Source organism: Paraburkholderia sp. BR10954 (assembly GCF_040965775.1).
In the GTDB taxonomy this organism is placed as follows: domain Bacteria; phylum Pseudomonadota; class Gammaproteobacteria; order Burkholderiales; family Burkholderiaceae; genus Paraburkholderia; species Paraburkholderia youngii.
In genome coordinates this window covers 1-12,352 of the sequence record NZ_JBFRCK010000003.1, presented here as the reverse complement: position 1 = coordinate 12,352, position 12,352 = coordinate 1, and the positions used below count along the sequence as shown (strand labels likewise).

General features: G+C 65.5%; 11 protein-coding genes, 1 rRNA gene and 1 riboswitch. Of the genes, 4 read left to right on the top strand and 8 right to left on the bottom strand.

Annotated elements, in window-relative coordinates; translation table 11 throughout:
- Positions 1 to 96: 96 nt before the first annotated feature.
- The 7 genes from AB4Y34_RS05105 to AB4Y34_RS05075 form a co-directional block, all read right to left on the bottom strand.
- Positions 97 to 1,665 (bottom strand): efflux transporter outer membrane subunit, encoded by a 1,569-nt coding sequence (locus tag AB4Y34_RS05105; protein ID WP_368715439.1) that lies wholly within the window; start codon positions 1,663 to 1,665, stop codon positions 97 to 99.
- The gene (locus AB4Y34_RS05100; RefSeq protein WP_176123223.1) at positions 1,662 to 2,672 is read right to left on the bottom strand and encodes an HlyD family secretion protein; all 1,011 of its coding nucleotides are present in this window, start codon (positions 2,670 to 2,672) and stop codon (positions 1,662 to 1,664) included. Before AB4Y34_RS05100 ends, AB4Y34_RS05105 begins: the two co-directional genes overlap by 4 nt.
- Positions 2,669 to 2,878 carry a DUF1656 domain-containing protein gene (locus AB4Y34_RS05095; protein ID WP_176123222.1) on the bottom strand — a complete coding sequence of 70 codons (210 nt, stop codon included), beginning with the start codon at positions 2,876 to 2,878 and terminating at the stop codon, positions 2,669 to 2,671. The genes AB4Y34_RS05100 and AB4Y34_RS05095 overlap by 4 nt, the downstream gene beginning before the upstream one ends.
- A gap of 69 nt (positions 2,879 to 2,947) precedes the next feature.
- Positions 2,948 to 5,050: an FUSC family protein gene (locus tag AB4Y34_RS05090; RefSeq protein WP_368715438.1), complete on the bottom strand. Its 2,103-nt coding sequence runs from the start codon at positions 5,048 to 5,050 to the stop codon at positions 2,948 to 2,950.
- Between the two features lie 6 nt (positions 5,051 to 5,056).
- The gene (locus AB4Y34_RS05085) at positions 5,057 to 5,677 is read right to left on the bottom strand and encodes a MarR family winged helix-turn-helix transcriptional regulator (RefSeq protein WP_368715437.1); all 621 of its coding nucleotides are present in this window, start codon (positions 5,675 to 5,677) and stop codon (positions 5,057 to 5,059) included.
- Positions 5,678 to 5,762: 85 nt separating this feature from the next.
- On the bottom strand, positions 5,763 to 7,421 hold the full coding sequence (locus tag AB4Y34_RS05080) for an ATP-binding protein (protein ID WP_368715436.1): 1,659 nt from the start codon (positions 7,419 to 7,421) through the stop codon (positions 5,763 to 5,765).
- Positions 7,422 to 7,424: 3 nt separating this feature from the next.
- Positions 7,425 to 8,939: an ATPase domain-containing protein gene (locus AB4Y34_RS05075; protein WP_368715435.1), complete on the bottom strand. Its 1,515-nt coding sequence runs from the start codon at positions 8,937 to 8,939 to the stop codon at positions 7,425 to 7,427.
- A gap of 196 nt (positions 8,940 to 9,135) precedes the next feature.
- Between AB4Y34_RS05075 and AB4Y34_RS05070 the strand changes: the two genes are divergently transcribed.
- A complete protein-coding gene (locus tag AB4Y34_RS05070; protein WP_176378946.1) occupies positions 9,136 to 9,576 on the top strand; it encodes a hypothetical protein in 441 nt (146 codons plus the stop codon).
- A gap of 13 nt (positions 9,577 to 9,589) precedes the next feature.
- On the opposite strand, the gene AB4Y34_RS05065 is transcribed toward AB4Y34_RS05070, so the two are convergent.
- A complete protein-coding gene (locus AB4Y34_RS05065) occupies positions 9,590 to 10,210 on the bottom strand; it encodes a histidine phosphatase family protein (RefSeq protein ID WP_368715434.1) in 621 nt (206 codons plus the stop codon).
- A 77-nt stretch (positions 10,211 to 10,287) separates the two neighbouring features.
- Positions 10,288 to 10,443, top strand: a riboswitch (cobalamin riboswitch).
- A gap of 40 nt (positions 10,444 to 10,483) precedes the next feature.
- Here AB4Y34_RS05065 and AB4Y34_RS05060 point away from each other — a divergent pair.
- The 3 genes from AB4Y34_RS05060 to AB4Y34_RS05050 all read left to right on the top strand — a co-directional run.
- Entirely contained in the window at positions 10,484 to 10,705 is a 222-nt protein-coding gene (locus AB4Y34_RS05060; RefSeq protein ID WP_176378948.1) for a CbtB-domain containing protein, read from the top strand.
- An 11-nt stretch (positions 10,706 to 10,716) separates the two neighbouring features.
- Positions 10,717 to 11,457: a CbtA family protein gene (locus AB4Y34_RS05055; RefSeq protein ID WP_176378949.1), complete on the top strand. Its 741-nt coding sequence runs from the start codon at positions 10,717 to 10,719 to the stop codon at positions 11,455 to 11,457.
- Positions 11,458 to 12,042: 585 nt separating this feature from the next.
- A 16S ribosomal RNA gene (locus AB4Y34_RS05050) occupies positions 12,043 to 12,352 on the top strand; the annotation flags it as partial.

Genomic DNA, 12,352 nt, shown 5'->3' with positions numbered 1-12,352 from the left:
GACATACGAGACCCCGTAGTTGAAGTGGTGTCACGTATTTAACCGAAAAAGAAAGCGAAAAGAAAGCTTGTCAAAAATAAATCGTAAGACGACCGATCAAGGCGCTTTCGCAGTCGCGGCGCCCGACGCTCCCGACTTCGCGCTCGGCTTGCCCGCCACAGGTGTTGCCTGCAACCGCGGCCGCGTTTCTCCCGGCGTGCTTTGCCCGCCGACCTCCCACCCGCCGCCCAGCGACAGGAACAGATTGACCTGATCGACCGCCACCTGGCCTTCCGCCGCCGCGAGCTGCGACTTCGCGGACGTCAGCGTGCGCGTCGCGTCGAGGTCGGCGATGAACGACTCGCGCCCCGCGCGATACAGACGATGCGTTTCATCCGCCGATTGCGCGGCCGACTTCAGCGCCGCGCGCAGCGCTTCGGCGCGTGCGTAATCGGACGCGTAGGTCGCGAGGTTGGTCTCGGTTTCACGCAGAGCGCCCAGCACCACGCCGTCGAACTTCGCGAGCGCGACCTGGCTCGACGCTTCGGCTTCGCGGACCCGCTGCCGCGCGCCATTGGCCGGGAAGTTCCAGCTGATCAGCGGACCGAAGCCCCAACGCGCCGTCGGCTGGGTGGGAATGTCTTCCAGAATGCCGGTGAAGCCCGCCGACGCGCCGATGCTGATGCTCGGGTAAAGCGCGCCGGTCGCGACGCCGATGCGCGCCGTCGACGCCGCGAGCTGACGCTCGGCTTCGTGCACATCCGGGCGCCGCCGCAGCAGCCCGGCGCCGTCGCCGATCGGAATCGGCTGGTGGATTTGCGGCAGCCGGTCGCACGCGAGCACGGCCGGCGGCAACTGGGACGGTGACTGCGCCAGCAGCATTGCGAGCCGGTATTGCGCGATCTTGCGGCGCGCGGTGTAGCGCGGAATGTCGGCCGTCAGCGTCTCGACCTGGGTCTGGCCGCTCGTGACCGCGGTCTGGTTGCCGCGGCCCGCGTCGCGCAGACGGCGCGACAGATCCACGCGCTGCTTCTGCAACGCGAGCGATTGCTGCGCGATGTGCAATTCCTCCGCCGCCGAGCATTGTTCGACGTACGAGCGCACCACGTCCGCGACGACGGTGATGCGCGCGAGGTCGCCCGCGGCTTCCACGGCTTCGGTGTCCGCCGCCGCCGCTTCGACGCCGCGGCGAAGCTTGCCGAACAGATCGATTTCGTACGAGACGTTGATGCCCATGTCACCCAGATTGGCGACCGGCAGTTTCTCGAACAGCAGGAATTGCTCGGCCGATTCCTGCGCGCGCTGGATCGCCACCGACGCGTTGCCCGAGAAGCCGCCCTGCGCCTGCGCCACGCCCAGCGCTTCGCGCGAGCGCGCGAGATTCGCGGCCGCGACGCGCAGATCGGTATTCGATTTCAACGCCTGTTCGACCAGACCGTTCAGCACCGGATCGTCGTACAGCTTCCACCAGACGGTCGGCGTATTGAGGTTCGACGTCAGCGTGGGATCGGCGCCCTCGATCGCTCCGGTGGCGAGCGGCGCATTGACGAGCGCCTGTTTCGGCAGCGTGTAGTTCGGCCCGACATTGATGCAGCCGTTCAGCGCGAAGGTGAGCGGCAATAACGGCAGCAGTGGCAGCAGCGGCAAGCGCGGCGCCAGCGAGGACAAGGTACGCACGAACTTCATTGCGACGCGCCCGATGCTGCGGTGGCCGTTGCCCCGGCCGACCCGGAGCCCACCGACGAACCCGGCGCCACCGGCGCAGCCGAAGCGGCGACCGAGCCAGATGCGCCGCCCGTGCCCGACACGGCTCGGGTCCTGACCGGCGACAGGTCACGCACCGACACCGTCGCGGTCCGCCCCGCGATCAGGCGAAAATCAGCGGGCACTTCATCGAGCGCGACGCGCACCGGAATGCGCTGCGCGAGCCGCACCCAGCTGAACGCCGGGTTCACGTTCGGCAGCAGATTGGCGCTTTGCGTGCGGTCGCGGTCTTCGATGCCGGCGACGATGCTCTGCACGTGCCCGCGCAGCGGCTTCGGCTCGCCCATCACGATGATGTCGACCGGCTGGCCGATGTCGATGCCGCGCAGCTTGGTCTCCTCGAAGTAGCCGTCGACGCGGAACGAATGCATGTCGACCACCGCGACCACCGCGCGGCCCGCCGCGACGAATTCGCCGGCGCGCGGCGCGCGGTCGTTCAGATAGCCGTCGACCGGGCTTTTGATCGTCGAACGTTCGAGGTTCAGCTTCGCGGTGTCGATCGCGACGTTCGCGTCGGCCAGCGCGGCTTCGCCCGCGTCGACGCGCGAACGGCTTTCTTCGAGCACTTCGGCGGCCACGAGATTGCCGAGCTGGCGGTTGCGCGCATATTCGCGGCGCGCCTGATCGAGCGTCGCGCGGCGCTGCTGCGCGGTTGCCTCGGCCTGACGCAAAGCGAGCGTGTAGCGCGCCTGGTCGATCCTGAACAGCACCTGGCCCTGCTTGACCTGCTGGTTGTCCATGACCTCGACCGACGAAATCAGTCCCGACACGTCGGGGGCGACCTGGATCACGTCGGCGCGTACGTGGCCGTCGCGGGTCCACGGCGCGAACAAGTAGTAGTTGACGAGTTTCCACAGCACGAATGCCGCGACCACCACGACGATCAGGGTCAGCAGGATCTGACCCACGGAGAACCAGGTTTTTTTCACGTTATTAGTCTGTGCGAAACGACGACGACAAGGCCCAGCACCAGCACATAGATGCCGAGATCGAAGACGGAGCGATGCCAGACGAAGCGGTAAAACCCGGCGTAATCGAGCACGGTGCGAATGCCGAGGTTGATCAGATACGCGATCAACATCAGGACCAGCACGGACGGTACGAACACGCCGAAAATATCGATTTCACCGATCATCGCGGGAGCTGGGAAAAGGGGGGACGGGGCGCGCCAGCGGGTACGAGCGGTGGCGCAAGAATGGGTACATCACGCGGCGGCCTCCGGTTCGGTCGGCGTTGGTTTCGTGAGGGTCGCCGGAAACAGCGAAAGACGCAAGCCGACCAGCGCGTGCAGCGCATCGCGCAACTGACGCGCCGAGGTTTGCGAGGTCTCGGTCGGCGCCGCGGCGTTGGCGAGCCCCTGCGCGGTGACGCGCGCGACGGCCGCGTCGATCAACGACATCAGGCTGTCCGGTACCGGCTCGCGGTGGCGTCGAGCGACGCAGCTCTCGTAGTATGTACGCACTCCATCCAGCACATGCTCAATCGCGCCGGCCGCTTCGCCGCCGAGCTTGCGTGTGAGGCGGCGCAGATCGAGCGCGTTGAACGCGATGCGCAGGTCGCGGAAGCTTTCGATCGACGGATGGCGGTAATCGTCGGTGGCCGCGAGGCGCGGGATCAATTGCATCAACCGGTCGAGCATGCGCGCGGCGAGGTTGCGCGGATCTTCGATCGGCCGCGTGGATGCGGTCAGCGCGACGTCGGCCCAGCTCGAGCGCAACAGGCGCGCCGCGGCCAGCTCGGCGCCGAACGGGCGCGTCACGCGGGTCCACAGATAGGCGTAGAGCAGGCCGGAAAGGCCCGCGAGGTTGGCGTTCAGGAACGTCAGGAAGTTCGCGTCGTAAGCGTCCTGAATGCTGATGAAGGTGGCCGTGTTCACCGCGACCAGCACCGTCACCATGTTGAACTGCGGGCGTGGAATGAGCGTGCCGACCAGAATGAACGGCCCGGCGAACAGGATCACCAGCATCGCGAAGTCGTGCACCTGCGGCAGCACGACGAACAGATAGAGGCCCGCGGCCACGACGGCGACGCCCGTCGCGACGAAGAAGCGGAACACGAACGGCGCGGGCTCGTCGAGCGCGGCGAAGAAGCAGCAGGCCACTGCCGCCAGCGTGACCGCGCTCGCGCCGTCGTTCCAGCCCGAGCCGATCCACAGCGCGCACGCGAGCACCACGGCCGCGCCCGCCGACAGCGACGCGAACAGCATCATGCCGCGATCGTAGAAGCGCTCGGTGCCGCCGAGCCGCCAGTGACGGAAATGCGGCCGCCACGAACCTTCCTCGCGCGTGATGATGATGCGCAGCGAGCGGCAGTCCTGCCACACGTCGATCACTTGCCCCAGGCGCCACAGCGCATTCGACAGCAGCGCGCCGTCCCAATGCGCGAGCGCGGCGGCGGGCGGGCGCATCGCGGCGATGCGCGCGCGCAGCGCGTTGGCGGTTTCGTCCGCGTGATAGCCCTCGCTCGGCTCGGGCAGCGGTTGCTCGAACCAGTTGATGACGTCGTCGATCAGCGTCTGCAGCCCTTCGGGCCAGTGTTGCGGGCCGTTGTTGTAGAGCGCGAGCAGCGGATCGGCGAGCGACGACATGATCGGCAGCAGCAACTGCATGCGGCCGCGCAGTTCATGCGCGCGCGCGAGCACGTCGGGCCGCGTGTGGTCGTATGCGAGCTGGCTCAGCAGCAGTTCGAGACCGTTGATCGTGCTCGCGAGCCGTTGCCGCGCGCCGGAAATCGCCGAGCTTGCGATGCGGCCCGATAGCGTTTCGGTCGCGTAGAACGCGGCGTCGCGAAACCATGCGTCGGTGCGCTCGATGATCGTCGGCGCGAGCCGGCTCGGAAACACCGCGCTGCCGACGATGCTCGCGCAGACGATGCCGAGAATGATCTCCTCGGTCCGGCTCACGGCGAGATCGAACACGCCGGTCGGATTCGTCACCGATGGCAGCGCGATGATCGGCATCGTATAGGCGGCCAGCATGAACACGTAGCTGCGAGCGGTGCGGTCCGATACCGCGAGGTACAGCATCGTGCCGGTCCACGCTGCGACGATCACGCTGAACAGGTACGGCGATTCGACGAACGGCGGCACCAGCAGCACCGCGCCCGACGCGCCGAGCACCGTGCCCAGCGCACGATAGATCGCCTTCGAGCGGGTCGCGCCGACGAACGGGTTCGACACGATGTAGACGGTGGCCATCGCCCAGTACGGCCGCGGCAGTTGGAACGCGAGGCCGATGTAGAGCGCGAGCATGGCCGCGGCGAACGTCTTGACGGAGAACAGCCAGTCGCGGAGAGTGGGATAGACCATAAGCCGTTACGCGGAATCGGCGTTGTGCGGCGCGCTGGCTCGCGCGCCGCGTCTGGTGGGCTTGCGCGCCTTGACGGTGCCGCGTGATTTGTCAGCCGGTTTCGCCGCGTTTTTGCCGCTCGTCCGTTTGACCTTGCGGGCAAGCGCCTCGCCTTTGGCCGGCTCGGGCTCGCCGCCGCCTGGTTCGGCACGTGCGGCGGCATCGGTCGTGAATGCGGCGAGCACGCGCAGCGCGGCTTCGAGATCGTCGCGCGATACACCTTTGAGCGCCTGCGCGCGCAGCGTGACCAGCTCTTCTTCCATCTTCGCGGTGACGGCGCGGCCTTCGTCGGTCAGGGCGACGGTCTTCGCGCGGCGGTCTTCGGGGTCTTCGTCACGGCGCATCAGGCCGGCCGCGCACAACTGGTCGAGCAGCCGCACGAGCGATGGCCCCTCGATGCCGATGTGATCGGCGAGCGTGACCTGACGCACCGCCGAGCCGAGCCGGCTTGCGGTCAGAAGCGGTGTCGCGCACGCTTCGGAGACGTTGAAGGCCGCGAGCACACCGTGACTCGTGCGCCGCCACTTTCTGGCGGCGACGACCAGCGTGCTGCTGACGGTGCGGCGCAAGGCATCGAGATTCGACATGGCCGGTATTGTATTTCCAAAATATTCGTTAGCAAACTATTGATTTTGGAAATCGTGGCCGAACCGGAGCAGTCTGCGGTGCGAATCACGCAACCAGCCCGATCCGCACCGTGCGCGCCAGATCGTCGAGCTGGAACGGCTTGCGCAGGATCGTGCAATGCTTGACTGCGAGATCGGAAATGTTCACGTCCGCATAACCGGTCGCGAGGATCACCGGAAGATCGGCACGCAGCTTGCGCGCCGCGGCGATCACGTCGATGCCGTTCATGCCCGGCATCGCGAAGTCGACCATCAGCAGATCGGGATGATCGTCGACGAGGCGGTCGAGGCCCGCCTGGCCGTCGGCGGCCTCGGTCACCGTATAGCCGAGCATGCGCAACGATTCAACGAGCATCGCGCGCACCTCGTTGTCGTCCTCGACCACGAGCACGTGCTTGTCACCGGCTGCGTTCGCTTCCGCGTCGGACTCCGCTTCGTTGTGCGCGAGCACCCGCTCGCGCATCGGCAGCCAGATCTGCACCGTGGTGCCGGTGCCTTCTTCGCTGAAGATGCGCGCGGTGCCGCCCGCCTGCCTCGCGATGCCATACACCTGGCTCAGGCCGAGCCCCGTGCCCTTGCCGACAGGCTTGGTCGTGAAGAACGGATCGAACACGCGCGACAGGACGTCGGGCGGAATGCCTTCTCCGGTATCGGTGACTTCGATCACGACGTAGCGGCCTTGCTTCAGCGTCTGGTCGGGCGCATCGCGCAGGGTCACGTGAATGTCGAGGCGGCCGCCATCCGGCATCGCGTCGCGAGCGTTGATCGCGAGATTGAGCACCGCGAGCTCGAGCTGATTCGCGTCGGCCCGGGTCCACATTTCATTACGCTCGAAGTCGTTGCCATAGCGGATGCTGGAGCCGAGCGACACCGCGATGATGTCGCGCATGCCTTGCAGCAGCGCGACCACGTCGATCGCTTTCAGATTCGGGTTGCTGTTGCGCGAGAAGGTCAGCAGCTGGCCGGTCAGTTTCGCGCCGCGCTCGGTCGCACGTTTGACGGTGGCGGCCATGCCGCGCAGGCGTTCGTCGCCGCTCACGCGCGCGATCAGTTCCGCGTTCACCATGATCACGTTCAGCAGATTGTTGAAGTCGTGCGCGATGCCGCCAGTCAGCTGGCCGAGCGCCTCCATCTTCTGCGATTGCACGAGCACGGCCTGCACCTTCGCGCGTTCGTGGATCTCGGCCATCAGCCGGTCGTTGGCTGACGCGAGTTCGTGCGTGCGCGCGGCGATGCGGCTTTCCAGCGAATCGTTCAGCTGCTCCAGCGCGTCCTGTGCCTCGATGCGCTCGGCAAGCAGCCGTCGCGATTCATATTGCCGCCCGCGGGCGCGCAACGATGACGCGACCGCGCGCCGCAAGGTTTCCGAATTGAGCGGACGTTCGAGCACGACGACGTTGCCGAGCCGTTCGAGCACTTCGAGCCCGCGCGTCGAGCGATGGCCGATGCTGCGCGCGGCGAGCAGGATGAACGGGAAGTCGGACCATGCGGGCTGGCGTTCGAGCCACGCAAAGAGGCCCGAGCCGTGGCCGTTCGCGAGCGCTTCCTCGGTGAGCAGCGCGGTGCCCGCGCCGGCGTCGAGCTCGCTGGTGAGCGCGTCGGCGTCGTCGCAGGTCACGCAGGCGCGTGCGTCGTTGTGCAGCACAGCGGCGATCACTTCGGCGTCGCGGCCGAACGGTGCGAGGATGAGGACGCGCTGCTCCATCGCTTACTGTCCCGACGTGTCGATCAGATTCGCCGCACCGAGCATCGCGGTGCTGCCGCGATACGAGGGCAGGCCCGACAGCACGCCCTCGAAGTCACGCAGCGCTTCGCCGACCTCGACGCCTTTGGTGCCGAGGCGGAACTGGCGGATCGTGCGTTCATGATCGTTCGCGCGGCTCTTGACGGCGGTTACCGCGGTCAGCACTTCGCCGTGATGCTCGAAGTAGCGGAACAGCACGACCACGTCGCTCAGATAGCTGATGTCGACCTCGGTCTGCACCTCGCCGATGATGCCGTGCTGCCCGAGCACGAGCATCGTGACCACGCCCTGCTGATTCAGATAGCCGAGCAGCTCGTGCATGTGCAGCAGCAGGAAGCGCTCGCCGGGTATCGCCTGCAGATAGGCGTTCAGGCTGTCGACCGCGACATAGCGCACACCTTCGTTTTCGACCGCGTTGCGCACGTCGCTCGACAGCTCGCCCGGCGAAATTTCCGCGGGATCGATCTGGCGCAGCGTCAGCAGGCCGCTGTCGACATGCGGTGCGAGATCCATGCCGAGCGACGCGCAGCGCGTGACCAGGGTGCTGAGAGTTTCGTCGAACACGTAGTACGCGCAGCGGTCGCCGCGTTCGAGCGCGGCAAGCAGGCACGACACGACGGTGGTGGTTTTGCCGACCCCCGACGGGCCGATGATCAGCGAATTGGTGCCGGGAACGAGGCCGCCGCCGAGCAGCGCGTCGAGGCCGGACGTGCCGGTGCTCATCGGGCTCGTGCCGAATTCGCGGTGATGCTCGGCGGCGACGAGGCGCGGATAGACGCGCAGACCGCCGGTGTTCAGCGTGAAGTCGTGATAGCCCTCGCGGAACTTGATGCCGCGCATCTTCGCGATGCGCAGACGCCGGCGGTTGCCGCCGTAATCGTGGGCAATGTTGTCGAGGCTGATCACGCCGTGCACGATGCTGTGAAGCTGAATGCCGGAGGCGCTGGCCGACGTGTCGTCGAGCAGCAGCACCGTGCATGCGCGCGTCGAGAAATGGTGCTTGAGCGCGAGAATCTGCCGACGGTAGCGCAACGGGTTCTCCGCCAGCAGACGCAGTTCTGACAAGCTGTCGAGCACGACGCGCGCGGGTTTCAGTTCGTCGACGTGTTCGATCACGTTGCGCACGCTTTCGCCGAGTTCGACTTCGGCCGGGTGCAGCACGCTCTGTTCGTATTGCGGTTCGAGCCCTTCTTCGGGCAGCTGTTCGAGTATCTTGAAGCGGCTCAGATCCCAGCCGTGGCTCGCGCCGATCGCGAGCAGTTCGGCACGGGTTTCGGACAGCGTGACGTAAAGACCGGTCTGCCCTTCGTCGAGGCCCTTGAGTAAGAATTGCAATGCCAGGGTCGTTTTGCCCGTGCCTGGCGCACCCTCTACGAGGTACATGCGGTTCGGCGTAAGACCACCGCCGAGGATGTCGTCGATTCCTGCGATGCCCGACAATAAGCGGGCGGGGGTGGGGGCGGCGGTGGTAGTCGACATGATGGTTGCAATGACGTCGGCAGTGGCTTTGATCGGAAGCGGCGTGATGTTGCGGCCGGTATGGCGCCACGCAATTTGTGTGCCGTCCTGCGCCGCCTGCGTGGTGGGGGTTCGCGCGCATGGGCATGAAGCGTGCTGTTGAGGGTGGCTCGCTGCGAGCTTTTTTCAGCAGCCCTCTGGAAGCTTCACGCGCAACATGAAAACCTATCGACTCTCCGCTATCACGCTTACCGCGGCATCGCTCGTTGCGCTGCTGCCGGTCGGCGCATCCGCCGACGACAGCCCCAGACCTTGCGGCGCGCTCAAACGGATCGTCGCCGCGGCGCCGGACGGCTTCACCTCGCTGACGCCCGACGACGGCAAAGGCGTCGCGCAACCCTATGGCGACGACGCGCAATGTTCAGCCGCGCATCGTAGTTTCCGGTGCACTTGGACACCGCATCAGGCGGCGGGCTCGAACGGGGATGCATTGGAAGCGGTCGCGGCCGACATCGCGTCGTGCCTGCCCGATGCAACGCACGATCAGAATTCGCCGGGACGTCAGCACTTTTATCTCGGCGCGAAGGATCGACGCACCGAAATCACGCTGACTCCCGAGGGGGCGAACCGCTTGCGGCTCGTGGTATCGGGCAGGTAAGCGGCGGTTCCGTTCAGGCGGTGGCGGCCGGCCACCATGACCAGCCGCGTCGCGAGTGGCGCAAATCGACGACCGACAGCGGCGTGATCTCGATGCGACAGAACACGGTTGGCGATGCGCCGAGGGCATGCACGATTGCCGCTCGCAGAAGCGTTGCGTGGGTGATCGCGACGATGGTTCGACCGTGTGCAGAGGCCGCGAAGCCTGCTTCGTTGACCGCGTTGCATGAGCGTACGTCTGCCTGTTGCGCGTCGAGCCACTCTCCGACCCGCCGCACGACTCGATCGAACGATTCACCCCCGGGCGGTGCTGCGTCGGGCTCGCGCGTCCAGGCGGCGAGTTCGCGGGGGGCTTCGTCGGCAATGTCCGCGAGGCGCTGGCCGCGCCATTTGCCATAGTCGATATCCGCCAATGCGTCGGCAGGCGTGGCGCTCAGACCGAGCGCGGCGACCGTTTCGCGGGCGCTGGCGGCGGGGCTGGTGAATACGGTGGCGTCGGCCGGAAGCGCGAGACGGGCGCGCGCCGCTTCGGCTTCGGCGCGGCCGCGCGCGTCGAGCGGATCGTCGGCGGGGAAGCGGCCCGCGCGCTGCGCGGCCGTTGCCGCATGGCTCACCAGTAATAGTCGCGTATCCATTCTTTGCGTTAGCGCCTCATTCGCACTTGCCTGCGTGGCTTGACGGGCTCGCGGCGTGCGTTGCGCGTTGCGGCGTAGCCCTCGCCGTCGCGGAAGCCGCAGTTTAGCGCGTAGAATACCGACACTGCGAAGCACGGAAGCCGGTGAGAGCCCGGCGCGGTCGCGCCACTGTAATCGGCCTTGCAATCCACAAGAGCCGAAAGCCAGACCTGAGCTTCGCACCATTCCTCTGCAATCGACTATCGGGGCGCGTTACCCCAGGAGATGTCCATCATGACCAAAGCTGTTTTCGATCGCGCCGCGCAACCGGCGGTCCAGCCCACTCCCATTCCCTTGCGTGAACTGCTGCCGTGGGTCGTGTTCGGCGGCTTGCTGCTGTTGTTCGCGCTTTACTTCGTTGGTGCGGAACAGGGTGCGACGTCGCTCGTGCCTGGCATGTACGTGCATGAGTTCGTGCACGACGGCCGCCATCTGCTTGGCTTTCCCTGCCACTAACGGAGTTCAACATGGTAGGTAAATTGTTGGTGCGCGGGATGCTCGCGGGCATCGTCGCGGGCTTGCTCACGTTCGCGTTCGCGCGAATCGTCGGTGAACCACAGGTCGATCAGGCGATTTCATTCGAAGAGAAAGCGGCCGCCGCGCGCGGCGAGGCGCCCGAGCCCGAAATCGTGAGCCGTGAGACGCAGGCTGGCCTCGGCCTGCTGACTGGCGTGGTCACGTATGGCGCGGCATTCGGCGGTCTGTTCTCGCTGGTGTTTGCTTATGCGTATGGACGCGCGGGTTCGTTGAGCGTGCGCGCGCTGTCCGCGTGGCTCGCGCTTGGCGCGTTCATCGCCATCGTGGTCGTGCCGAATATCAAGTATCCGGCCAATCCGCCGTCGGTCGGTGATCCGGACACGATCGGCGCGCGCACGGGCCTGTTCTTTCTGATGATCGCGATTTCGCTCGCGACGATGGTGTTTTCACTGAAGGTGCGGCGCCGCGCGGCGGCGAAGCTGGGTGCATGGAACGGCTCGATCGTCGCGGGGCTCGTATTCGTCGTGATCATCGCGGCCGTACAACTGTCGATGCCGGTCATCAATGAAGTGCCGGCCACGTTCCCGGCCGTGCTGCTGTGGAAGTTCCGCGTCGCGGCGATCGGCATGCAGGTGGTCATGTGGACGACGATCGGGCTGTTGTTCGGCGCGATGGTCGAGCGCAGTGCTTTTATGCGTACGAATGCGCGGGTGACGATGAAGTCCGCCTGAATAGGACGGTGACGCGTGGCCGCGCAAGCGGCGACGCTTCGCGCGCAACGCGCGAGAATGGTTTTGGATCAAGTACTTGGCGCGGTTGTGGAGCGGTTATCCACAGCCTTGCGAACATTTTCTGTGGAAAAGCTGCTTAACGGCTTTTCGCAACTCCACTCGACGCGGCGCCTAGGGGAATCCAATTGGACGCCTAACTAATTCAAGTTGTACGCGGCGCTGCTCAATTTTTAAGCTCTTCAACTTTTTAAAATAATTTGTGAGAAGGGTATTGACGCGGCGCGGACCGCTCTCCATAATCTCGCTTCTCTGCTGCAGACGCAGCGACGCAAACGAAGCGGTGCCGGGTGGTGGTTCAGGTGCTGCGGGTTGGGCGGATCGATCTTTAAAAACTAACAGCCGATAAGTGTGGGCGCTTGATGCGGAATGCGGCGGTGGATCCGTATGGATCTGCTGCAAGGCACAAGTATCAGAAGCCTCACACAGTATTAGAGGAAGGTTTATCTGTCGAAAGACGGATTGATCATCGTCAGTACGTTGAGTGAGCGACCGGGTTCGAAAGAGCCCGAAAACAGTAACAGGTTTGAACTGAAGAGTTTGATCCTGGCTCAGATTGAACGCTGGCGGCATGCCTTACACATGCAAGTCGAACGGCAGCACGGACTTCGGTCTGGTGGCGAGTGGCGAACGGGTGAGTAATACATCGGAACGTGTCCTGGAGTGGGGGATAGCCCGGCGAAAGCCGGATTAATACCGCATACGCTCTGCGGAGGAAAGCGGGGGATCTTTCGGGACCTCGCGCTCAAGGGGCGGCCGATGGCAGATTAGGTAGTTGGTGGGGTAAAGGCCTACCAAGCCGACGATCTGTAGCTGGTCTGAGAGGACGACCAGCCAC

Excerpts from the sequence above, each read along its gene's own strand:
- AB4Y34_RS05105 (WP_368715439.1), bottom strand. The coding sequence starts at position 1,665 with ATGAAGTTCGTGCGTACCTTGTCCTCGCTGGCGCCGCGCTTGCCGCTG.
- AB4Y34_RS05095 (WP_176123222.1), bottom strand. The coding sequence starts at position 2,878 with ATGATCGGTGAAATCGATATTTTCGGCGTGTTCGTACCGTCCGTGCTG.
- AB4Y34_RS05090 (WP_368715438.1), bottom strand. The coding sequence starts at position 5,050 with ATGGTCTATCCCACTCTCCGCGACTGGCTGTTCTCCGTCAAGACGTTC.
- AB4Y34_RS05085 (WP_368715437.1), bottom strand. The coding sequence starts at position 5,677 with ATGTCGAATCTCGATGCCTTGCGCCGCACCGTCAGCAGCACGCTGGTC.
- AB4Y34_RS05080 (WP_368715436.1), bottom strand. The coding sequence starts at position 7,421 with ATGGAGCAGCGCGTCCTCATCCTCGCACCGTTCGGCCGCGACGCCGAA.
- AB4Y34_RS05075 (WP_368715435.1), bottom strand. The coding sequence starts at position 8,939 with ATGTCGACTACCACCGCCGCCCCCACCCCCGCCCGCTTATTGTCGGGC.
- AB4Y34_RS05070 (WP_176378946.1), top strand. The coding sequence starts at position 9,136 with ATGAAAACCTATCGACTCTCCGCTATCACGCTTACCGCGGCATCGCTC.
- AB4Y34_RS05065 (WP_368715434.1), bottom strand. The coding sequence starts at position 10,210 with ATGGATACGCGACTATTACTGGTGAGCCATGCGGCAACGGCCGCGCAG.
- AB4Y34_RS05060 (WP_176378948.1), top strand. The coding sequence starts at position 10,484 with ATGACCAAAGCTGTTTTCGATCGCGCCGCGCAACCGGCGGTCCAGCCC.
- AB4Y34_RS05055 (WP_176378949.1), top strand. The coding sequence starts at position 10,717 with ATGGTAGGTAAATTGTTGGTGCGCGGGATGCTCGCGGGCATCGTCGCG.